This window comes from Achromobacter sp. (genome assembly GCF_036567245.1).
Classification (GTDB): Bacteria; Pseudomonadota; Gammaproteobacteria; order Burkholderiales; family Burkholderiaceae_B; genus Achromobacter.
On record NZ_DATCUY010000339.1, the window covers coordinates 1 to 20,891 of the forward strand.

Here is a 20,891-nt window from a genome sequence, read left to right on the forward strand (position 1 = left end):
GCTGGATTCGATCGACGCCTGGTCGCTGCTGATCGAAGATGAAGCCCGCCTGGCCGGCATTCCCGCGGACGTGCAGGCCGCCGCCCGCGCCGCCGCCGAGGAAGACGGCACGCCGGGCTGGAAGCTCACGCTGAAGATGCCGTGCTACCTGCCCGTCATGCAGTACGCCCAGGACCGCTCGCTGCGCGAGGCGCTGTACCGCGGCTACGGCACCGTGGCGTCGGAACACGGCGACGGCAAGTTCGACAACTCGCCCCTGATCGAAGAACTGCTGGCCCTGCGCGCCGAAGAAGCCGGCCTGCTTGGTCTGGGCACCTTCGCCGCGCTGCGCCTGCAGACCCGCATGGCCCGCGACGCCCGGGAAGTCACCGTGTTCCTGCGCGACCTGGCCGCGCGCGCCAAGCCTTACGCCCAGCGCGACCTGGCCGAACTGAAGGCCTACGCCACCGGCGAACTGGGCCTGGACGACCTGCAGCCCTGGGATGTGGCCTACGCCTCCGAGCGCCTGCGCGAATCGCGCTACGCCTATTCCGAAGACGAGGTGAAGCAGTACTTCACCGAGCCGCGCGTGCTGTCCGGCCTGTTCGAGGTCATCGAAACCCTGTTCGACGTGCGCCTGGCGGAAACTCCGGTGTCATCCTGGCACAGTGACGTGCGCGGCGTGCGCGTCGAAAGCCCCAAGGGCGAACTCATCGGCTATCTGTACCTGGACCTGTACGCCCGCTCCGGCAAGCAGAGCGGCGCCTGGGTCGACAGCGAGCGCACGCGCCGCGTCGTGGCAGGAAAGGTGCAGACGCCCATTGCCTACCTGACCTGCAATTTCTCGCGCCCCAACGGCGACAAGGCAGCCGTCCTGACGCACGACGATGTCATCACGCTGTTCCATGAAACCGGCCACGCGCTGCACGCCCTGCTGTCCGAAGTGGACGAGCCCGGCGCAGCGGCCTTCGCCAGCGTGGAGTGGGACGCCATCGAGCTGCCCTCGCAGTTCATGGAGAACTTCTGCTGGGAATGGGCAGTGGTGCAAAAGCTGTCCGCCCACGTCGACACGGGCGAGCCCCTGCCGCGCGCGCTCTACGACCGCCTGGTCGCCGCCCGCAACTACCAGAGCGGCATGCAGACCGTGCGGCAGATCGAATTCGCGCTGTTCGACATGCTGATGCACGACCGCGCCCAGGGCGCCTCCGTTGCCGAAGTGCTGGCCCTGCTGCAGGAAGTGCGCCAGGAAGTGGCCGTGCTGTTCCCGCCGGCCTGGCACCGCCTGCCGCACGCCTTCTCGCACTTGTTCGCGGGCGGTTACGGCGCGGGCTACTACAGCTACAAGTGGGCGGAAGTGCTGTCGGCCGACGCCTACGAGGCATTCGAGGAAGCGGCCGCCAAGCAGGCCGGCAACGCGCTGGGCACGCTGGATCCCGAGACCGGCGCACGCTTCCGCCGCGAAGTGCTGGCCGTGGGCGGCTCACGCCCGGCGGCTGAATCCTTTGCCGCCTTCCGCGGACGCGCCCCGCGCATCGACGCCCTGCTGCGCCACAGCGGCATGACGCCCACCTGAGCTACGCGCCCCGTGCGCAAGCCGACGGCCCGCCCTGGCGGGCCGTTTTCTTTCTATCCGCCAGCGGAGTCATCAACCGGCCGGCGGGCCGACATCACCAACCAGCGGCCATGCACGGACTGGTCGGAGCCGGCCTGCTTCCAGTAGCGGCGGCTCTCTTCGTCTTGCGCCTGCCTGAGCCGGCGCCCGTAGTACAACCGCGACGGCACCGCCAGCACATGCTCCACCATGCGCTTGGGCTTGTGCTCATCCACGTCGTGCAAAGTGATGTCCGTAAAGCCGTAGTGCTTGAGCAGCAGGTGCAGCTGCGGAAAGCTCCAGGGGAAGTAGGTGACGTAATCCTCGCCGCGCTGCCGCCCCACCATGGGCCGGAACCCGGAATGGAAGCCGCGCAGCAGGAACTGCAGGCGCGAACGGAAGTACCAGGTGTTGGGCGTGGTGACGATCAGCGTGCCGCCCGGCCGCAATGCGCGGTGGAAACTCTGCATCAGCACACCGGGATTGGTCAGCAGATGGATCGCCTCGCAGCAGACCACGGCGTCGTAGGAAGTCGCCACCGTCAGCGGCGTTTCCAGGTCGTGCTCGCTCACCTGACGATAGCCGCCGCCAGCCTGCGGAAACTCCCACAGGCCCACGCCGTCGATATCGACCTGCCGGCCGCTGGCGGCGGGCAGCATGTCGCCCAGCCAGCCCAGCCCGCAGGGCGCGTCCAGCACCGAGTCCGCCAGGCGGCTGCGCAGGAGGTCGAGCACGACGGGGTAGTACGGATAGTAGGGATAGCCCAAGGAATTCCTGACCGGCATGTCCATATGTGGCGCCTCTAGACTCTAAAATCTGACACGGCCCTGAATGTAGCGGGAGCCATACCGCCGTATCAGGCGATTTCGCCACTTCCAAACAATAAACAGACAAAGCTTTACAAGTGGCCAGGCCGCTCCAGGCTCCTACGCTTGCGCCAGGACAAGCCGCCCCCCGGTTCCCGCCGCCTGCGCGCTCTGCCCTGCCCGCGCCTTGCGGGTAGAATCAAAAGGTTTACCCCCTACCGGCCCTTGGACTCATGCGACACCTCATTTCCGGCCGCGCCCTGCGCAGCCTGCTGCTGACCCTGTGCGTGTTTCTCGCTGCCTGCGGCGACAGGAACGTCGATTGGACCCTGTACAACGTCAAGGGCCACCTGCCCGACCTGAAGTTCTCGCTGCCCGGCGCGGGCGGCAAGACGATCAGCAGCGACAGCCTGAAGGGCAAGACGGTGCTGCTGTTCTTCGGCTACGCCAGTTGCCCGGACGTTTGCCCCACCACCATGGCGCAGTTGACGGCCGTGCTGCAGAACCTGGGCGACAAGGCTCGCGATGTGCGCATCCTGTTCGTCAGCGTGGACCCGCACCGCGACACGCCGGACATCCTGCAGGCCTACGTCAACGCCTTCAACAACAACGCCATCGGCGTGACCGGCGATGAAAAGCAGATCGCGGACCTGGCGCGGCGCTATCGCGTGGCCTACCAGATCGAGAAGCCGCGTCCGGGCGACGACGCCGATATGTACGAAGTCACGCACAGCCGCGGCGTGTATATATTCGACAAGGATGGCAAGGCGCGATTGCTGGCTTCGGACACCGACAGCATCGAGGCCATGACCAAGGACGTACGCCAGCTGATCGACCTGACCTCCTGAGCATCGGCGGGGCGTCGCGCGGCGGAATGTTGCCTGCGCGCCCCATACACCAGTTGTTACAGCCGCTGCGCGCAGGGCGTGAGTATCATCTAGCCACACTGCCCCCTTTTACTTCCAGCAAGGAGTACGCGCATGAGCATCATCATCATGATCATCGTCGGGTTCGTCGTGGGCCTGATCGCCCGCGCCATCATGCCCGGAGACCAGAACATGGGGATCATCATGACCACCATCCTCGGTATCGTCGGCTCGGTCGTCGCCGGCTTCCTGGGCCAGTCCCTGGGCTGGTACGCCCCGGGCGAACCCGCGGGCTGGATCGGGTCCGTCGTCGGCGCGATCGTCGTGCTGTTCGTGGTGGGCCTGATCGCCAAGAAGCGCGCCTGACGCCCTGCTGGATCAGGAATGAGAACGGGCCGATCTTTCGATCGGCCCGTTTTTTATCGCCCGCCCTTTTTGTCCGCCCTTACTGCTGGGCTTGGGCGGTCACGGTGCGTTCGGTCCAGCCGCCACCCAGCACCTTGTACAAGGTGACCAGGTTGGACAGCCTGGCCCGGCGCGTATCGACCAGGGCCTGCTGCGCGGTGTACAGCGAACGCTGCGAATCCAGCACGCTCAGGTAGTCGTCGATGCCTTGGCGGAAACGCTGGTCCGAGGCGTCGTAGGCGCGCTGGTTGGCGGCCACCAGAAGCTGCTGCGCCTGGATCTGCTCGTCCAGCGTGCCGCGCCCGGCCAGGGCGTCCGCCACTTCGCGGAAACCGGTCTGGATCGACTTTTCGTACTGCGCAACCTGGATGTTCTTTTGCACCTTGGCCAGATCCAGGCCGGCGAGCAGTGAGCCGCCGGCGAAGATCGGTACGGTGATCTGGGGCACGAAGCTCCAGGCGCCCGAACCGCCTTCGAACAGGCCGCCCAGGCTGGCGCTGGCGGTGCCGGCCGAACCGGTCAGGCTGATGGTCGGGAAGAACGCCGCGCGCGCCGCGCCGATGTTGGCGTTGGCGCCCTTCAACTGATGCTCGGCCGCGCGGATGTCCGGGCGACGCGCCAGCAGGTCCGACGGCAGGCCGCCGGGCAGCGTGGTCGGCAGCATGGAGTCGTCAAGCTTGACCGCGTTGTCCAGCGCCGCCGTGATCTCGGGCGACAGCGGCTGGCCCACCAGCAAGACCAGCGCATTGCGATCCTGCGCGGCTTGGCGCGTGTACTGCGACTGGTTGCGCTCGGCGGTACGCAACGACACTTCCGCCTGGCTCAGGTCCAGCGCCGTGGACAGGCCCTGGTCGTAGCTCTGCTGCGTGAGCTTGAAGGAATCCTGCTGGCTCTTGAGCGTGTCGCGCGTCAGGCTCAGCAGCTCCTGGTCGGCGCGCAGGGTCAGGTAGGCATTGGCCACCTCGGCGATCAGCGTCAGCTGGGTCGCCGTGCGGGTTTCATCCAGCGCCAGATAGGATTCCAGCGCCTTGTCGCTCAGGCTGCGGATGCGTCCGAACAGGTCCAGCTCCCAGGCCGACATGGCGGCGCCGACCTGGTAGCTGTGGCTGGTGGTGGCGCGGCCGCTCGCGCTCAGGTCGGCCGGCGAACGTTGGGCCGTTTCCTGGCCGGCAATGCCGACGCTGGGCATCAGGTCGGCACGCTGGATGCGGTACTGCGCCCGCGCCGCTTCGACGTTGAGGGCCGCCACGCGCAGGTCGCGGTTGTTCGCCAGCGACTGTTCGATCAGCTGTTGCAGCAGCGGATCCGAACCGAAGAAATCGCGCCAGCCGATGTCGGCGGTCAGCAGGCCGCCCGCGCCGGCGGGCTGCAGCGCCTGGTAGGACGGGCCCGTGGGATAGGCCGCGTCGACCGGCGCGTCCGGCCGCTCGTAGGTAGGGGCCAGCGAGCAGCCCGCCAGGGCCGCCGCCAGGGAAACAGACAGCAAGGTTCTCATCGGGAATGTCATTGCGGTTGGCCCTCCGTCGACACGTCCTGCGCACCGTTGGCGCTGGTGTCGTGCTTGTCGACGTTTTCGCTCATGCGCTTGACCTTGAAGACGCGCAGCATGATCACGAAGAAGGCCGGAACGAAGAAGATGGCCAGGAAGGTGCCGGTCAGCATGCCGCCGATCACGCCCGTGCCGATGGCGTTCTGGCTGCCCGAACCCGCGCCCGACGAGATCGCCAGCGGGGTCACGCCCAGAATGAACGCCAGCGACGTCATCAGGATGGGGCGCAGACGTTGCCGCGCGGCGTGGATGGCCGACTCCGTCAGGCTGGCGCCCTGCTCGTAGTGCTCCTTGGCGAACTCCACGATCAGGATGGCGTTCTTGGCCGCCAGGCCGATGGTGGTCAAGAGGCCCACCTGGAAGTACACGTCGTTGGACAGGCCCCGCGCCAGGGTGGCGAGCAAGGCCCCGATGATCCCCAGCGGCACCACCAGCATCACCGCGGACGGAATCGTCCAGCTTTCGTACAGCGCCGCCAGGCAAAGGAACACCACGATCAGCGAAATGGCGTACAGCGCAGGCGCCTGGGCGCCGGACAGGCGTTCTTCGAACGACAGGCCGGTCCATTCAAAGCCCACGCCCACTGGCAGCTTGGCCGCCAGGCGTTCCATTTCCTCCATCGCCGCGCCCGAGCTGTAGCCCGGCGCCGCCTGGCCCTGGATGTTGTACGACGGCACGCCGTTGTAGCGGTTCAGCTTCTGCGGACCATAGCTCCAGGTGGCCTTGGCGAATGCCGAGAACGGCACCATGTCGCCCGCGTTATTGCGCACGTACCACTTGTTCAAGTCTTCCGGCAGCATGCGCGAGGAAGCCTCGCCCTGCGCGAACACCTTCTTGACGCGGCCGCGATCGATGAAGTCGTTGACGTACGACGAACCCCAGGCGGTGGCCAGCGTGCTGTTGATGTCCGAGACGGCCACGCCCAGGGCGCGGGCCTTCTCGCGGTCGATGTCGAGCTGGTATTGCGGCGCGTCTTCGATGCCGTTGGGGCGCACGCCCCGCAGGACCGGACTCTTGCCCGCTTCGCCCAGCAGCTGGTTGCGCGCGGCAAGCAGCTTCTCGTGGCCCACGCCGGCGCGGTCCATCAGCTGGAAGTCGAAGCCGGTGACGTTGCCCAATTCCATCACGGACGGCGGCGGCACCACGAACAACTGGGCCCGACGTTCGGTCTTGGCGAAGTGCGCGTTGGCGCGCCCCGCCACGGCGCCAGCCTTGAGGCGGGCGTCGCCGCGTTCTTCCCAGTCGCGTAGCTTGATGAACAGGATGGACGCGTTCTGGCCGCGGCCGCCGAAGTTGAAGCCGTTGACCGCGAACACCGAGGTGACGGCGTCCTTTTCTTCGGTCAGCAGGTACTTGGTGGCCTCGTCGATGACGGCCTTGGTGCTTTCGGCCGTGGCGCCTGCAGGCGTCTGGATCTGGGCGAACAGGATGCCCTGGTCCTCGTCCGGCAGGAACGCGGTCGGGATGCGGGTAAACATCCAGCCCATGGCGATGACCAGCGCCAGGTACACCACCATCAGTCGCTTGCTGCGGTTCAGGCCGCGAGCGACGGTGTTGGCATAGCCGTTGCTGCTGCGGTCGAACATGCGGTTGAACCAGCCGAAGAAACCCCTCTTGGAGCCGTGATGGCCCTTGGGAATGGGCTTGAGCAAGGTCGCGCACAAGGCCGGCGTGAACACGATGGCCACGATCACGGACAGCACCATGGACGACACGATGGTGATCGAGAACTGGCGATAGATCACGCCGGTGGAGCCGCCGAAGAAGGCCATGGGGATGAACACGGCCGCCAGCACCATGGCGATGCCGATCAGGGCGCCGGTGATCTGCGACATGGACTTGCGGGTGGCCTGCTTGGGCGTCAGGCCTTCTTCGGCCATCACGCGCTCGACGTTTTCTACCACCACGATGGCGTCGTCGACCAGCAGGCCGATGGCCAGCACCATGCCGAACATGGTCAGCGTGTTGATGGAATAGCCGAACGCGGCCAGCACGCCGAACGTGCCCAGCAACACCACCGGCACCGCCAGCGTGGGAATGATGGTGGCGCGGAAGTTCTGCAAAAACAGGTACATCACCAGGAAGACCAGGATGATGGCCTCCACCAGCGTCTTGAACACTTCGTGGATCGACAGGCTGACGAACGGCGTGGTGTCGTACGGATAGACGACGTCCATGCCCGGCGGGAAGTAAGGCTTCAAGTTGTTGATGGTGTCGCGCACCGCCTGCGCCGTGTCCAGCGCGTTGGCGCCCGGCGCCAGTTTGACTGCCAGGCCCGAGGCCGGCTTGCCGTTGTAGAAGCTGTCGATGGCGTAGGTCTGCCCGCCCAGCTCGATGCTGGACACGTCGCCCAGGCGCACCTGGGAACCGTCCGCGTTGACTTTGAGCAGGATGCGGCTGAAGTCTTCCGGCGTCGACAGGCGCGACGGCCCGATGATGGTGGCGTTCAGCTGCTGGCCACGCACCGACGGCAGGCCGCCCAACTGGCCGGACGACACCTGCACGTTCTGTTCCTTGATCGCCGTCACCACGTCGACCGTGGTCAGGCCGTAGTTGACGAGCTTGGCGGGATCCAGCCAGATGCGCATCGCATACTGCGAGCCGAACAGCTGGAAGTCGCCCACGCCCTGCGTGCGGCTGATGGGATCCTGGACGTAGGAGGCGACGTAGTCGGCCAGGTCGTCCTTGGTCATCGAGCCGTCGGTGGACACGAAGCCCGCCACGATCAGGAAGTTCTTGGTGGCCTTGGTGACGCGGATGCCCTGCTGCTGCACTTCCTGCGGCAGGAGCGGTTGCGCCAGCGACAGCTTGTTCTGCACCTGGACCTGCGCGGTGTCAGGGTTGGTGCCCTGCGTGAAGGTCAGGGTGATGGACATGCTGCCGTCGGAGTTGCTTTCCGACGAGATGTACTGCAGGCCGTCCAGGCCGTTCATTTGCTGCTCGATCACCTGCACCACGGTGTCCTGCACGGTCTGCGCGGAAGCGCCCGGGTAGGTCACCGCGATGCCGATGGCCGGCGGCGCGATGTTGGGGTACTGGGAGACCGGCAGCTTCAGGATGGACAGCGCGCCGGCCATCATCAGCACGATCGCAATCACCCAAGCGAAGACCGGTCTATCGATAAAAAACTTTGCCATGCAAGGCTCCTGACTACTGCTGCTTGGCCGGCGCGGCGGCTGCTTGCGGCTGCTGCGCCGGCTGCGCAGCGGCGCTGGCTTCGGTGGCGACGACTTCCGCGCCCGGGCGCACCATCTGCAAGCCTTCGACGATGACCTTGTCGCCGGCGGCCAGGCCGTCGGTGACCAGCCACTTGTCGCCGATGGCGCGGTCGGTCTTCAGTTCACGCAATTCGACCTGATTCTTGGCATTGACCACCAAGGCCGTCGGGATGCCGCGCTGATTGCGCGTCACGCCCCGTTGCGGCACCAGCAGGCCGTCGGCGGCCACGCCGTCTGCCAGGCGGGCGCGCACGAACATGCCCGGCAGCAGGCGGCGGTCCGGGTTGGCGAACACCGCGCGCAAGGTGACCGAACCCGTACCCTGGTCCACCGTCACTTCCGAGAACTGCAGCTTGCCCGGCTGGCTGTATTGCGATCCGTCTTCCAGGGTCAGCGTCACCAGCGCAGCCTGCTCGCCATCGGCCTTCTTCAGCAGGCCGCTGGCCAGCGCGTTCTGCAGGCGCAGCAGCTGGACGCTGGATTGGGTCACGTCGACGTAGATGGGATCGATTTGCTGCACCGCGGCCAGGGCCGTGGTCTGGTTGGCCGTGACCAGAGCGCCTTCGGTCACCGCGGAACGGCCGATGATGCCGTCGATGGGCGACAGCACCTTGGTGTAGACCAGGTTGATGCGCGCCGTGTCCAGCGCCGCCTTGGCCGACAGCACGTCGGCGGCGGCCTGGTCGCGCGAGGCGACGGCGTTGTCATAGGTCTGCTGGCTGACCGCGCGGGTGGCGACCAGCGGCTTGTAGCGCTCGGCCAGCAGCGCGGCCGTCTTCTGCTGCGCCTGGGCACGCGCCAGGGCGGCCTTCTGGCTGTCCAGGCTCGCCTGGTAGAGGGCAGGATCGATCTGGTAGAGCTGCTGCCCCGCCTTGACTTCACCGCCCTCGGTAAAGAGGCGCTTCTGGACGATGCCATTGACCTGCGGACGCACTTCGGCCACGCGGAATGGCGAGGTGCGGCCGGGCAGTTCGGTGGTCAGCGAAACGGGCTGCGTGGCGAGCGTCACTACCGTTACCTGGGGCTTGCCCGCCTGGGGAGCGTCTTGCTTCTTGCCGCAAGCGGCCAGCGTGAGAGCCGATGCCGTCAGCGTGAAGACCGCCGCGCTGCGCCACATAGCGCTTTTCTTATCCATAGATTGCATTCCCGATTTCAACAAAAAAAAAGCCCGCCCCGGATCGCATGTTTGCGTTCCGCGCGTATCGATTGGGTGGATTTGCCTCGAACACGCAGGCCGGGCTTTGTCGCATTGCTGCATTGCAGAACTCGCATTCTGCGTTATCCCGCCCCAGAAACAAAGAGGCATATAGAGAAAACATCATTCCAATTATGGGACAATGGCTTCACCATTGAATGTGACAAGATTGCGCCATGAAACGATTGCAAGGCATGGAACTTTTCGTCGAAGTCGCCAAGACACGCAGCTTCAGCCGCGCCGCGGCGTTGCTCGGCGTGCCGAAATCGACGCTGTCCCGCCAAGTAGCCGAACTGGAGCGCTCCATCGGCTTGCGGCTGCTCAGCCGCACCACCCGCAAGGTCGAACTGACCGACGCGGGCCGGCTGTACTTCGACCGTTGCCAGCACATCGTGGCCGAGGCGCAGATCGCCCATGAGGAACTGCAGAAGCTGGTCGATACGCCGGCCGGGCCGCTGCGGGTGAACATGCCCGCGGATTTCGGCACGGACTTCCTGGCTGAATCGTTCATGGAATTTTCCCGCCGCTACCCGGACGTTACGTTTTTCCTGGACCTGGCCAATCCGGACCACGCGCAGCGCGTGTTCCAGACCTGCGATATTTCGATCGAAATCGGCGAACTGCCCGATTCGTCACAGATTGCGAGGCTGCTGGGCATGCTGCCGGCCCATTTATACGCCTCGCGCGAATACCTGGAGAAGCACGGCGAACCGCAGCATCCCAGCGACTTGACCCGCCACGAGTGCATAGAGTTCCGCGCCAAGGGCACCGGACAGGTGACCCGCTGGCCCTTGACCGACGGCCACCAGCACATCGAATTCACGCCCGGCAACCGCTTTTCCGTCAACGGGGTAGCCATGGCCCGGCGCCTCGCGTTGCTGGGCGCAGGCATCGTGGTCCTGCTGGGCGACCAGTCCGCCGAACAGCAGTCCGGCCAGTTGCAGCGTGTGCTGCCCGATTGGCAACTGGGGCCGTTCCCGGTCTACGCGGTAACGGAGACGCGGCTGCTGCCCGCCAAGACCCGGATCTTCATCGAATTCCTGATGGAGCGCCTGGGAGACAGCGGGCAGGCGAAGAATACTCCTGCTTTCATGCAATAAGCCGGCGTCGGAAACAGACTGAAAAATTTAGGGCGGCCGACAACACCTGTCGGTAAATCAGGACAATCAAACCGCCGAAAAGCGCCTAGAAACGCTCGTCCTCGCGCAGATAGCGCCACTGCCCCAGCGGCAGGTCGCCCAGCGACACCCGTCCGATGCGCACGCGCTTCAGGCCTATCACCTTCAGGCCGACCAGCTCGCACATGCGGCGGATCTGGCGCTTCTTGCCTTCGCGCAGCACGAAACGCAACTGGTCGCTGTTCTGCCAGCGGACCTGGGCCGGCTTGAGCGCCTTGCCGTCCAGGGACAGGCCGTGGTTCAGCAACGCCAGCCCGTTGTCGGACAGATTTCCCTGCACCCGCACCAGGTATTCCTTGTCCACGCTGGAGTCTTCGCCGATCAGGTGCTTGGCGATGCGGCCATCCTGCGTCAGCACCAGCAGGCCTTGCGAGTCGATGTCCAGGCGGCCGGCAACGGCCAGCCCGTCCAGGTGCGCCCGCTCGAACCGCTGCGGCGCGCGGTCGCCGGCGTAACGGGAGCGGGAGTCGATCAGGGCCACGGCTGGCGTATAGCCCTTTTCAGCCTGGCCGGACACGTAGCCCACGGGCTTGTTGATCAGGATGGTGACGCGCGAGGTCTGGCGCGCCTGCGCGGCGCGCTCCAGCGTGATGACCTGGTCGGGGTAGGCCCGGGCGCCCAGTTCGGACACCACCACGCCGTCGACCCGGACCCAGCCGCGTTCGATATAAGTGTCGGCCTCGCGGCGCGAGCACAAGCCACGCTCGGACATGAGCTTGGAGATACGTACTTTTTCCATGGCCGGTATTGTATGCGGACGCCACCCGGCCCTGCCTCAGGCTGCGCAGTCGTAGTCCGACGGCTCCATGGGGTCCAGCGGATAGAGCGGCCGGCTGCGGCGCTGGTAGGGAAACAGCGCGAAATCCGAACTGGTGACGCCCGCGCTGGCGCATTCCACCAGCGCCTGGGAGATGGGTTCGAACACCGGGCGGCAATACATGCGCGACTTCACCAGCACAAAGCGGGCCCGGCGCGGGTCCAGCCCCATGCTTTCGAACACCCCCAGATCCCAGGGCTCGTGGGTTCTCTCGGTGATCACCAATTGCGCGGCGCCGATATCCAGCACCGCGCTGCGGCCCATGCATGCCGTCTGCCCCGTATAGGTCGGACCCGTGATGACGTATTCGCCGTTGGTCACGGCTCGGACGACTCCGCGCAGCAGCACGGGCGCAGCCGGGCGGCCGATGGCGGGAATCGGCCGCTTGTTGCCCACCAGCAGCGCCACCTCGCCGCCCTCGCCCGCCGCGGCCAGCGCCGCGACGGCTTCGGGGTCGCAAAACAGCCCCGCGATGATGCCGGTCAGGCCGGCGTCCACCGCGGCCATCAGCACCTCCATGGTGTCGCAGGTGCCGCCGGACATGCAGTTGTCGCCGTGGTCCAGCAAGAGCACGGGCCGGTCCGCGCCACAGGCCAACTCCGCCGCGCGGGCCAGCGATGCCACCAGGGGCTCGCTGTCGTAGAAGTAGCCGTCGCGCTCGGCCCAGATGGCCTCTGCCATGTCGGCCGCGACCCGCTCCGCCTGCTCCTGCCGCCCTGAACCCACCACGACCACACTCAGGCATGGGTCGGGAATGTCTGCCAGCGCGAAACCCGCCAACACGGAAACTCCCAGCATGCCATCCGCTTCCGCACGCCGCGCCGCTTGCACCGCATTGCGCATGGCGCCCCCGGCCGTGGCGCTGCGCAGGGTGTGCGTCATCAGCGGCAGCCGTCGCCAAGCCATGACCGGGCGGGGACCGCCGTTGAGCCAGTCGTACAGGATGCGTCCCGCGTGCTGGCCGGTCTCGTACATGTCCACGTGCGGATAGGTCTTGAAGCTGACGATCACGTCGGCATTGGCCATCATCTTGGGCGTGACGTTGCCGTGCAGGTCCAGCGCCACCGCGATGGGCACGTCCGGAGTGCGCCGCCGCAGGCGCTCCAGCAGATCGCCCTCGCCGTCGTCGGTGGTCTCGGCCACCATCGCGCCGTGCAGGTCGAGCAGGATGGCGCTACAGCCCTGCGCGCCGGCCACGATCGCGTCGCATAGCTGGCTATAGGCGTCCGCCGACACCCGTCCGCTGGGGTACGCCGTGGCGGACACCGGCGTAACCACCGTCGCGCCGTTGGCCTCGGCGATATCGATGAAGGCGGACATGGCCGTGCGCTTGCCCTTGTTTTCCGCGTAGGCCTGGGCGCCGAAGGCAGGGCCGTCATTGCCGAATGCGGACAGCGGCGTGGGCACCGGCGAGAACGTGTTGGTCTCGTGGTTCAGGCGGGCGATCATGACCTTCATTTTCCGGCTCCTGGCGTGCGCGTATTTACAGTGCGTTCAGTTGTGCTGGGACGGCCCTGGCCGCAGGGCGCCCAGGCCGAGTTTCTCCATGGCCTCGCTGGCCTCGATAATCATCGCGGCCACTTCCGCCACGCTCACGCGCAAGCCCGTCGCCCGGGTCCGCATATGCTCGTAGGCGGCGCGCTCGTCCAGGCCCTGGTGGTCCATCAGCACGCGGATAGCTTTTTCGATGACGCGCCGCGCCTTGATGGTGCTTTCCAGCTTGTTGATCTTGGACTGCTGGCGGCCCTGGAACTGCTTGGCCGAACGCGCCAACACCAGCGTGCTGAGTACGCCGGCCGAGCGGAACGGCCGCGTCAGCACGCCGTGCGCGTTGGTCTTGAGCAGCTGTTTCAGCGTGGTCGGCGTTTCGTACTCGGACAAGGCGATCAGGGTGGCCTCGACCTCGCTGGCCGACCAGGCGGCGCTGTTGCGGCCGCATTGCGAGACCTGGAAGAAAATGACGTCCACCCCGGCGGGCGGGCCATCCGGAAACGGCCAGTGCAGATGGATGCGGCAACCGATGCGCTTGAGCTGTTCGACCAGCACGTCGCGATCCTCGCCCGGCGGGTACACCACGGCGACGGCCACACTGCGCAAGTCCTCGTAGAGGCGGCGTAGGCTATGGTCCATGGCTATTTCAACCAAAACTCGTCCAGCCCGAACGCGGTGAGGTACGGGTCTGGTTTCACCGGTTCGTCGCTTTCCCAGACGATGTCGAAGCGCCCGTCCTCGCGGCACACGCCGATGCGCGGCGTCAGCACGCTGTGATTGTTTTCCGCCAGCACGGACATCTGCCCGTCCGGCGCGTCGAACTGCACCTGGTGCACCGCCTGCACCAGCTTGCGGGTGTCCATGCTGCCCACGCGCTGCAAGGCGCGCGCGAACAGGTGCATCTGGCTATAGCAGGTCTCTGCATAGACGCTGGCGGGATGATCGCCGAAGCGCTCGCGCCAGCGAGCCAGGAAATGCGCGTTGGCGGGCGTGTCCACCGTGTTGAAATAGGTCGCCGCGGTGATATGGCCCACGCAGCGCTGCGGGCCGATCTCCGCCACCTCCGATTCCGCCATCGTCAGGCTGGCGATGGGGATATGCGAGGCTGTCGTGCCCTCGGCCTGGCAGGCCTCGTGGTAGCGCTGGTAGAAACGCTGCGCATCCGAGCCGATCAGAGTGGAAAACACCACGTCGGGCTGGATGCGGCGAATGTCGGCGACCACGTCGTTGATCTCGCTGTCGTCGCAGCCCAGCGGCAGATAGGTTTCGTCCAGGATCTCGCCGCCGTGCTCCTCGACGGTTTCGCGCATGATCCGGTTGGTTTCGCGCGGGTAGATGTAGTCTGCGCCCACCAGAAAGATGCGCGAGCCGCAGTTCTGGATCAGGTAGGCCGCCAGCTGCATGCTGCCCTGGTTGGGCGCCGCCCCGGTATAGATGACGTTGGGCGAATATTCGAAGCCTTCGTAGACCGAGCCGTACCAGAGCAGGGAATTGCTGCGCTCCACCACCGGCAGCATGGCCTTGCGGCAATGCGAAGTGCAGCCGCCGAAGATGACGCTGACTTCATCGTCCAGCAGCAGGCGCGCCGCCAGGCGGCGGTATTCCTCGGCGTCGCTGCGCGGGTCGTAGGCCACTGGCGCCAGCGGCCGGCCCAGCACGCCGCCCAGCTCGTTGATTTCTTCCACTGCCAGCACCGTGCCGAAGAAATGCTGCGATTCCGTGGTGCCGGTGACGCCGCTGCGCGAATAGAGCACGCCAATGCGCCAGCCAGGCCGCTCCGCGTCCTTGTCCTGGGGCGTAGTCATGATGGAATCCTTGTACGGATGCTGCGCGCGTGCGTCATGGTGAATTCGGGCCGGATGGCGTTCATACTTTGAGATGAGCAATGATATTGCCCGCGGCCTCGGACGCGCCAGCCTCGCCTTCGTCGACAATGCTGCCCTGCTTGAGCACCAGATAGCGGTCGGCCACGTCCAGGGCGAAGGCCACGTTCTGCTCCACGATGAACATCGTCGTACCGTGCCGTTCGCGCTCCCAGTTCAGCGCGCGGCCCAGGCGCTCGATCACCGAAGGCTGCAATCCTTCGGTGATCTCGTCCAGCAGCAACAGCGCGGGCCGCTGCATCAACCCGCGCGCCACCAGCAGCATTTTCTGTTCTCCGCCCGACAAGGTGCCCGCGTGCTGGCGCAAACGGGTCGTGAATACCGGAAACAGTTCGGCGATCTCGGCGAAGCGCTGGTCGAAGAGCTGTTCCCGCGGCAGCCCCAGGCGCAGGTTGTCGCGGATGCTCAGATCCGGAAACAGCGGTTGCTCCTGGGCGGCGTAGGCCACGCCGCAACGCGCCACTTCGTGTGGCCGCAAGCGGGTCGCGTCCACCCCGCCCACGCTGACACGGCCGCGCTGCTTGGGCAGATAGCCCATGACTGTCTTGAGCAAAGTGCTCTTGCCCATGCCGTTCTTGCCCAGCAAGGCCACGCATGAGCCTCGCTCCACCGTGAGCGATACGTCGTGCAGCACCATGGCCCTCTTGTAGCCGCTGGACACCTCTTCCAGGCGCAACGCCGGCGCCGCGATGGTCGTCATTGCCCTGCTCCTTGCGCGGCCGTCGCGCTACCGGCGTAGATGGTGCGCACCAGTTCGGATTCCACGACCTCGCGGAATCCGCCGTCCATGACGATGCGGCCCTGGTGCAGGACCACGATGCGCGTCGCGATTTCCTTGACGAAATCCAGGTCGTGCTCCACCAGCAGGCAGCACAGGCCATAGCGGTGCGCCAGCGACGACAGCACATGGCCGATCTGCAGGCGTTCGGCCTTGCTCAGCCCGGCCGTGGGTTCGTCAAGCAGTACGATGCCCGGCTCCAACGCCAGCACCATCGCCAGTTCCAGCGCCTGCTGCTGTCCGTGCGACAGGTCGCGCGCCACGCTGTCCAGGCACTGGTCCAGGCCGGTCACGCGCAGCGTCTCCAACGCATAGGGCGGCAGATCCAGCGTCGGCGCCCGACGCCACCACGACGGCGGCTCGCGCAGCGTGGTCGCGATGCGCAGGCTTTCTGCCACGGTCAGCGTGTCGAACACGTTGGCGTTCTGGAACTTGCGGCCCAACCCATGGCGCACGCATTGCTCCGGACCATCGCGTCGCACCTCGTGGCCATAGAGTTCCAGCCTGCCTTGGGACCGTTCGGCGCCATCCGCGATGCAGCGCATCAGCGTGGTCTTGCCGGCGCCGTTGGGGCCGATCAGCCCGACCAGTTCGCCACCGTTGGCTTGCAGGTCTATGCCTTCCAGCACCTTCAGGCTGCCGAAGTGCTTGGACACACCCGCCAGGCTCAAGGCCCGGGCCGCGCCGCCCGCTTGCCGGGGCGGCACCGCACGCTCACCCAGCGCAGGCGTGGCCGCCTTCGCCACCCGCCCGCGCCAGGGCGCCGTCAACAGGGGCAGGAGTCCGCGCGGCAACAACAGGATCACCAGGACGAAGGTCACGCCCAGCAGCAGTTGCCAGACGAATGGCATGTTGCCGCTGAGATAGGAACCCGCAACATTGATGAGGATGGCTCCCAGCACCGGCCCCCAGATGGTGCCGCGCCCACCCAGCGCCACCCAGATGATCAGCTCCGTACCGAAGACGAAGCCCGTGAGTTCAGGCGCCACCACGCCGCTGAACGCACCGTAGCCGAAGCCTGCCAGGCCGGCCACCGCGCCGCAGACCACCAGCAGCGCAATGCGCCAGTGCGCCGTGGTCAGTCCTAGGTAGCTGCAGCGCGCCTCGTTGTCGCGCAGCGCCACCAGGAGGCGGCCGCCGTCGCTGCGCACCACCACCCACGCCAGCAACGCCACCGCCGACAGGCCGCCCGCCGCGATCACATACCAGGCCTCCAGCGAGAGATCGAAGGTCTCGTAGCCGGTCAGGCCGGACGAAGAACCGGTATAGGTGCCGCCGGACAGCACCAGTTGCATCAGCACGATGGGCAGCACCAGCGAGATCACCGTGGCGAAGAACGGCGACGCGCCGCGATAGAACGACAGCCAGCCGGTCACCAACGCCAGCAGCGCGGCGGCGCCCACCGCCGCCAGGGCTGCCAGCGCGGCTACCGCCGGCGAGAATCCGTAGTGCGTAAAGGCCAGGCCCGCGGCATAGGCCCCCACGCCGAAGAAGGCAGACTGGCCAAAGGTCAGGTAGCCGGTGTAACCCCACAACACGTCCACGGTGACCGCCGTCACGGCGAAGAACAGCGCCTTGATCAGCACGTTCAGCAGATAGGTGTCGAACAGCCAGGGGCCCACCGCCGTCAGGACCAGGCACAGCCCGGCCAACCCCAGCAGGCTGCGACTGCGCGAAGTCCGCGCCGAAGCGTCGGCGGCGCCGCCGTCCAGCGTCTGTTGAGTGAGTGCGCGATCAGTCATGGGCGAATCCTTGGGGACGCAGGCGCAGCGTCAACGCGGCCAGCACGGCGATGGTGACGCCGCCCAGGATCGGGCTGACGTAGACGCTTACCAGCACCTGGCAGGCGCCGTAGACCAGGCAGGTCAGCATCAGCGCGGTGATCGAATGGCCCGACACCATGACCAGCATGAAGGCGCTGACCAACCAGGGCAGGCCCATGTTCGGATCGACGCTGGAAAGCGGCGTGATCAGCGCGCCGGCCAGCGCGCCCAGCCCCGCGCCCAGGCCAAAGGTGGTGAAGCGGATGCGCTCGGCGTTGATGCCCAGGCCGCGCGCCAGGTCCTCGTTCATGATCACCGCCCGGGTCCGCACGCCGAAGCGCGTACCGCTGAGCAGCAGGGTCATGGCGGCATACATGAGCAGCGCCGCCGGCAACAGGAACAGCCGGTATGCCGAATACTCGATGCCCAGGAAGGACACCGCGCCATGGATGGGCGAATCCGCGAACTTCACTTCGCGCCCGAAAGCCATGGTGATGAGCTGGCCGATCACGATGCCCAGTCCCCAGGTAGCCAGGATGGCGTCCAGCGGTCGTTTATACAGCGGCTGCACGATCAGGCGTTCCACGCCCATGCCCACCAGCACGCCGACCGCCAGCGCGAACGGCAGCGCCAGCCAGGGATTCAGCCCCAGCTGCGTCACCACCAGGCTGGCATAGCTGCCCAGGGTAAGAATCGCGCCATGCGCGAAGTTGACGATCTTCATCACGCCGAAGATGATCATCAGCCCGGCTGTCACGATGAACAGCATGGCGGCCGTGCTCAGGATGTCCAGCAGCAAACCCATATCGTTCTCCGGCGCCGCCGGCAGGACCGGCGGCGCGTGTCATGGCATGGCCGTCACTTCAGGTCCGGGCATTGCGCGCCCGGATCGACCTTGTCGAAGGTCTGCAGGATCTTGATGGAGCCGTCCTGCTGCACCTGGCCCAGACGCATGGTCAACGCCGCGTGACGCTGGCGATCCATGGTCACGGGGCCGCGCGGGCCATCGAACGTGACCGCGCTCAAGGCCTGCACCACCTTGGGCGCATCGGTGCCGCCCGCCTTTTCGACCGCCGCCTTGTACAGGTAGAAGGCTTCATACTGGGGCGCAGAAAATTCGTTGGCGGTCTTGGCGTCGCTGCCGAATTTCGCCTTCAGGCCGTCCAGGAACTTGCGGTTCTGAGGCGTATCGATGCTGGTCAGGTACGAGGCCGACATGTACATGCCAACGGCCGTGTCGCCCATGGTCTTGGCGGTGCCCTCGTCTATCGCCAGGTTGCCGTAGGGCATGGACAGGCCCGCCGCCTTGACCTGCTTGGCCAGGCTGACATTGGGGCCGCCGCCCGCTGTCGAGCTGATCAGCGCGTCCGGGTTGGCTGAACGTATCTTGGACACCACCGGCGTCCAGTCGGAGCCGTCGATAGGCAGGTATTCCTCGCCCACCACGCGTCCGCCCTGCTTTTCGATGTATTCCCGCGTGAACTTGAGCATGCCGCGGCCGAAGGCGTAGTCGCTGCCGACCAGGAAGAAGGTCTTGGCCTTGCGGTCCTGCATGAAATGGTCCACCACCGGCGCCACCTGCTGCTCGGGCACCCAGCCGTTCACATGCAGCCAGCGGTTGCAGGAGCGTCCCTCGTAGAAGGAGGTGTAGATGTAGGGCACCTTGCCGCGCGACACGATGGGCAGCGCGGCATTGCGCGCCGCGCTGGTTTCCATGGCGATGATGGCGTCGACCTTCTTCTGGAACACCAGCGTGTCGTAGGCCTTCTGCGCCCCGACCGCGCCCGAGGCGTCGTCGGCGATCTCCAGCACGATCTGGCGGCCCAGGATGCCGCCGGCCGCGTTGATCTCGTCCGCGGCCAGTTGCGAGGCCTGCACCACGCCGGGCGCCACCACACTGTTGGCGCCGGACAGGCCGACGGGCACGCCGATGCGCAGCGGTTCCGCGGCATGGGCGCCGCCTGCCGCGGTAAGCAATGCGATAAACGACAGGCGGATGCGGCAGCTATTGAATAGGCTCTTCATGGTTTTTCTCCTTGGGGGGGAACGGCCGATGACCGTCGCTTAGCGTTGCCGCGGACTTGCGGCGGCGCCCAACTGCTCGTCATAGATATCGCGGCGCCTGTCGCGCAGCACGTGGTTGAAATCATTCAGCTGGCGCGCGCGACGCGAGGCCGGCACGTCTATGGGCGCCAGCAGCACTTCCTCCTGGTCGATGCTGGCCGGTCCTGCCGCCGTCCAGCCCTGGGAACCCACGATCAGGCTGCGACCCACGAAGGGCTGGCCGCGCTCGGTGCCGACGCGGTCGGCGCAAACCACCGTCAGACCGTTGCTGTGGGCGCCGCTCATGGTCAGCGCATGAGCCATGACGGGTCCGTCGCGCGTCTGCCCCGGCATCGGCACCCAATTGGTCGGCACCGCCACGATGTCCGCGCCGCGCACCGCCAGCAGCCGGTAGACCTCGGGAAACCAGCCGTCGTAGCAAATGGCCACGCCGATGCGGCCCAGTTCGGTGTCGAACACGGGCAAGCCCAGATCGCCGGCCTCGAAGTACAGGTTTTCGTCGCCCCACAGATGCAGCTTGCGGTAGGTGCCCAAATAGCCCTGCGGCCCCGCGACCAGCGCGGCGTTGTAGAGCCGGCCGCCCACGCGCTCGGCGATGCCCGCCACCAGATAGATGCCCAGACGCTGCGCCAACGCGATCCATGCCTGCGAGCTGGGGCCTTCCGGCACCGCTTCGGCCAGGGCGCAGGCTTCCTCGCGGCTTTCGAACATATAGCCCGTATTGGCCAGTTCAGGCAGTACCACCAGCCGCGCGCCCTGGGCCGCGGCCGACTCCACCAATTCGATGGAACGGGCGATGTTGGCGGCGACTTCGCCGATCACGGGCTCCATCTGCACGCTGGCCACCCAGGTCACGGAGGCGGGAGAACGTTGCGGATCCGACGCTTGCATGCGAGCTCCATATTCAGAAATTGAAAACGAAAAAGCCCCCGACCACGCATTGCGTGCAAGTCGGGGGCTTCTATAGCCAAGACTGTATGTTCAGGCAGCAATCATTGCTGCGGGGGTACTGCGAGCCGTTCAGGTCAATGTTGACCGTGTGCGAATGATAGGGAGGCGTGGGTTCCTGCGACAATAAGTGCTTTCCCGGACGGTGAGCCAGGCCGCCGGAGCGCGCCAGCCGGCGCTGCGTCATTGCGACGCATTGGGCCAATCCGCCCGCCTTGGCATAATACGCAGCCATGAGCAAACCCGCAGCACATCACCCTCCTCTTGCCGCAGGCTGGCTGGCCAGCGCGCCGCCCATCCTGCCCCCTGCCCCGCGCCATTGGCTGTTCCGCCCGGGCGCGCTGACCGCCGGCTTGCGCC

Annotated in this window: 17 protein-coding genes and 1 pseudogene; 5 read left to right on the forward strand and 13 right to left on the reverse strand. The window is 66.3% G+C overall.

Annotated elements, in window-relative coordinates; all coding sequences use genetic code 11:
* A partial coding sequence (locus tag VIR09_RS14640; protein ID WP_332013521.1) for a M3 family metallopeptidase occupies positions 1–1,552 on the forward strand: 1,552 nt, incomplete at its 5' end.
* A 53-nt stretch (positions 1,553–1,605) separates the two neighbouring features.
* On the opposite strand, the gene VIR09_RS14645 is transcribed toward VIR09_RS14640, so the two are convergent.
* Positions 1,606–2,361 carry a class I SAM-dependent methyltransferase gene (locus VIR09_RS14645; protein WP_332013522.1) on the reverse strand — a complete coding sequence of 252 codons (756 nt, stop codon included), beginning with the start codon at positions 2,359–2,361 and terminating at the stop codon, positions 1,606–1,608.
* A 248-nt stretch (positions 2,362–2,609) separates the two neighbouring features.
* Here VIR09_RS14645 and VIR09_RS14650 point away from each other — a divergent pair, with 248 nt between their 5' ends.
* Both VIR09_RS14650 and VIR09_RS14655 read left to right on the forward strand, forming a co-directional pair.
* Entirely contained in the window at positions 2,610–3,224 is a 615-nt protein-coding gene (locus tag VIR09_RS14650; protein ID WP_332013523.1) for an SCO family protein, read from the forward strand.
* Positions 3,225–3,356: 132 nt separating this feature from the next.
* Positions 3,357–3,608 (forward strand): GlsB/YeaQ/YmgE family stress response membrane protein, encoded by a 252-nt coding sequence (locus tag VIR09_RS14655; RefSeq protein ID WP_013393352.1) that lies wholly within the window; start codon positions 3,357–3,359, stop codon positions 3,606–3,608.
* Positions 3,609–3,687: 79 nt separating this feature from the next.
* On the opposite strand, the gene adeC is transcribed toward VIR09_RS14655, so the two are convergent.
* The 3 genes from adeC to VIR09_RS14670 are packed head-to-tail and all read right to left on the reverse strand — an operon-like array spanning position 3,688 to position 9,531.
* Positions 3,688–5,154 carry an AdeC/AdeK/OprM family multidrug efflux complex outer membrane factor gene (adeC, locus tag VIR09_RS14660; protein ID WP_332013524.1) on the reverse strand — a complete coding sequence of 489 codons (1,467 nt, stop codon included), beginning with the start codon at positions 5,152–5,154 and terminating at the stop codon, positions 3,688–3,690.
* Positions 5,151–8,333 carry an efflux RND transporter permease subunit gene (locus VIR09_RS14665; RefSeq protein ID WP_332013525.1) on the reverse strand — a complete coding sequence of 1,061 codons (3,183 nt, stop codon included), beginning with the start codon at positions 8,331–8,333 and terminating at the stop codon, positions 5,151–5,153. The genes adeC and VIR09_RS14665 overlap by 4 nt, the downstream gene beginning before the upstream one ends.
* Before the next feature lie 13 nt (positions 8,334–8,346).
* A complete protein-coding gene (locus tag VIR09_RS14670) occupies positions 8,347–9,531 on the reverse strand; it encodes an efflux RND transporter periplasmic adaptor subunit (protein ID WP_332013534.1) in 1,185 nt (394 codons plus the stop codon).
* Between the two features lie 272 nt (positions 9,532–9,803).
* Between VIR09_RS14670 and VIR09_RS14675 the strand changes: the two genes are divergently transcribed.
* A complete protein-coding gene (locus VIR09_RS14675; protein ID WP_332013535.1) occupies positions 9,804–10,709 on the forward strand; it encodes a LysR family transcriptional regulator in 906 nt (301 codons plus the stop codon).
* 85 nt (positions 10,710–10,794) lie between these two features.
* On the opposite strand, the gene VIR09_RS14680 is transcribed toward VIR09_RS14675, so the two are convergent.
* From VIR09_RS14680 to VIR09_RS14720, 9 genes are all read right to left on the reverse strand, one after another.
* Positions 10,795–11,526: a pseudouridine synthase gene (locus VIR09_RS14680; protein ID WP_013393347.1), complete on the reverse strand. Its 732-nt coding sequence runs from the start codon at positions 11,524–11,526 to the stop codon at positions 10,795–10,797.
* Positions 11,527–11,562: 36 nt separating this feature from the next.
* A complete protein-coding gene (locus VIR09_RS14685) occupies positions 11,563–13,062 on the reverse strand; it encodes a M81 family metallopeptidase (RefSeq protein WP_332013526.1) in 1,500 nt (499 codons plus the stop codon).
* 36 nt (positions 13,063–13,098) lie between these two features.
* The gene (locus VIR09_RS14690; RefSeq protein WP_332013527.1) at positions 13,099–13,734 is read right to left on the reverse strand and encodes an ANTAR domain-containing response regulator; all 636 of its coding nucleotides are present in this window, start codon (positions 13,732–13,734) and stop codon (positions 13,099–13,101) included.
* Between the two features lie 2 nt (positions 13,735–13,736).
* A complete protein-coding gene (locus VIR09_RS14695; RefSeq protein WP_332013528.1) occupies positions 13,737–14,900 on the reverse strand; it encodes a transporter substrate-binding domain-containing protein in 1,164 nt (387 codons plus the stop codon).
* Positions 14,901–14,961: 61 nt separating this feature from the next.
* Entirely contained in the window at positions 14,962–15,678 is a 717-nt protein-coding gene (locus tag VIR09_RS14700; protein ID WP_332013529.1) for an ABC transporter ATP-binding protein, read from the reverse strand.
* The gene (locus tag VIR09_RS14705; RefSeq protein ID WP_332013530.1) at positions 15,675–17,498 is read right to left on the reverse strand and encodes an ABC transporter permease subunit; all 1,824 of its coding nucleotides are present in this window, start codon (positions 17,496–17,498) and stop codon (positions 15,675–15,677) included. The genes VIR09_RS14700 and VIR09_RS14705 overlap by 4 nt, the downstream gene beginning before the upstream one ends.
* Positions 17,491–18,324 (reverse strand): branched-chain amino acid ABC transporter permease, encoded by an 834-nt coding sequence (locus VIR09_RS14710; protein WP_332013531.1) that lies wholly within the window; start codon positions 18,322–18,324, stop codon positions 17,491–17,493. The genes VIR09_RS14705 and VIR09_RS14710 overlap by 8 nt, the downstream gene beginning before the upstream one ends.
* 53 nt (positions 18,325–18,377) lie before the next feature.
* Positions 18,378–19,544, reverse strand: a complete 1,167-nt coding sequence (locus tag VIR09_RS14715) for a substrate-binding protein (protein ID WP_332013532.1) — start codon at positions 19,542–19,544, stop codon at positions 18,378–18,380.
* 39 nt (positions 19,545–19,583) lie between these two features.
* On the reverse strand, positions 19,584–20,474 hold the full coding sequence (locus VIR09_RS14720) for a nitrilase family protein (RefSeq protein ID WP_332013533.1): 891 nt from the start codon (positions 20,472–20,474) through the stop codon (positions 19,584–19,586).
* A 290-nt stretch (positions 20,475–20,764) separates the two neighbouring features.
* Between VIR09_RS14720 and VIR09_RS14725 the strand changes: the two are divergent.
* A pseudogene (locus tag VIR09_RS14725) lies at positions 20,765–20,891 on the forward strand (chorismate--pyruvate lyase); the annotation flags it as partial.

What these genes read in the sequence shown, in the direction of transcription:
- VIR09_RS14645 (WP_332013522.1), bottom strand. Translation starts at nt 2,361, where the DNA reads ATGGACATGCCGGTCAGGAATTCCTTGGGCTATCCCTACTATCCGTAC.
- VIR09_RS14650 (WP_332013523.1), top strand. Translation starts at nt 2,610, where the DNA reads ATGCGACACCTCATTTCCGGCCGCGCCCTGCGCAGCCTGCTGCTGACC.
- VIR09_RS14655 (WP_013393352.1), top strand. Translation starts at nt 3,357, where the DNA reads ATGAGCATCATCATCATGATCATCGTCGGGTTCGTCGTGGGCCTGATC.
- adeC (WP_332013524.1), bottom strand. Translation starts at nt 5,154, where the DNA reads ATGACATTCCCGATGAGAACCTTGCTGTCTGTTTCCCTGGCGGCGGCC.
- VIR09_RS14665 (WP_332013525.1), bottom strand. Translation starts at nt 8,333, where the DNA reads ATGGCAAAGTTTTTTATCGATAGACCGGTCTTCGCTTGGGTGATTGCG.
- VIR09_RS14670 (WP_332013534.1), bottom strand. Translation starts at nt 9,531, where the DNA reads ATGTGGCGCAGCGCGGCGGTCTTCACGCTGACGGCATCGGCTCTCACG.
- VIR09_RS14675 (WP_332013535.1), top strand. Translation starts at nt 9,804, where the DNA reads ATGGAACTTTTCGTCGAAGTCGCCAAGACACGCAGCTTCAGCCGCGCC.
- VIR09_RS14680 (WP_013393347.1), bottom strand. Translation starts at nt 11,526, where the DNA reads ATGGAAAAAGTACGTATCTCCAAGCTCATGTCCGAGCGTGGCTTGTGC.
- VIR09_RS14685 (WP_332013526.1), bottom strand. Translation starts at nt 13,062, where the DNA reads ATGAAGGTCATGATCGCCCGCCTGAACCACGAGACCAACACGTTCTCG.
- VIR09_RS14690 (WP_332013527.1), bottom strand. Translation starts at nt 13,734, where the DNA reads ATGGACCATAGCCTACGCCGCCTCTACGAGGACTTGCGCAGTGTGGCC.
- VIR09_RS14695 (WP_332013528.1), bottom strand. Translation starts at nt 14,900, where the DNA reads ATGACTACGCCCCAGGACAAGGACGCGGAGCGGCCTGGCTGGCGCATT.
- VIR09_RS14700 (WP_332013529.1), bottom strand. Translation starts at nt 15,678, where the DNA reads ATGACGACCATCGCGGCGCCGGCGTTGCGCCTGGAAGAGGTGTCCAGC.
- VIR09_RS14705 (WP_332013530.1), bottom strand. Translation starts at nt 17,498, where the DNA reads ATGACTGATCGCGCACTCACTCAACAGACGCTGGACGGCGGCGCCGCC.
- VIR09_RS14710 (WP_332013531.1), bottom strand. Translation starts at nt 18,324, where the DNA reads ATGGGTTTGCTGCTGGACATCCTGAGCACGGCCGCCATGCTGTTCATC.
- VIR09_RS14715 (WP_332013532.1), bottom strand. Translation starts at nt 19,544, where the DNA reads ATGAAGAGCCTATTCAATAGCTGCCGCATCCGCCTGTCGTTTATCGCA.
- VIR09_RS14720 (WP_332013533.1), bottom strand. Translation starts at nt 20,474, where the DNA reads ATGCAAGCGTCGGATCCGCAACGTTCTCCCGCCTCCGTGACCTGGGTG.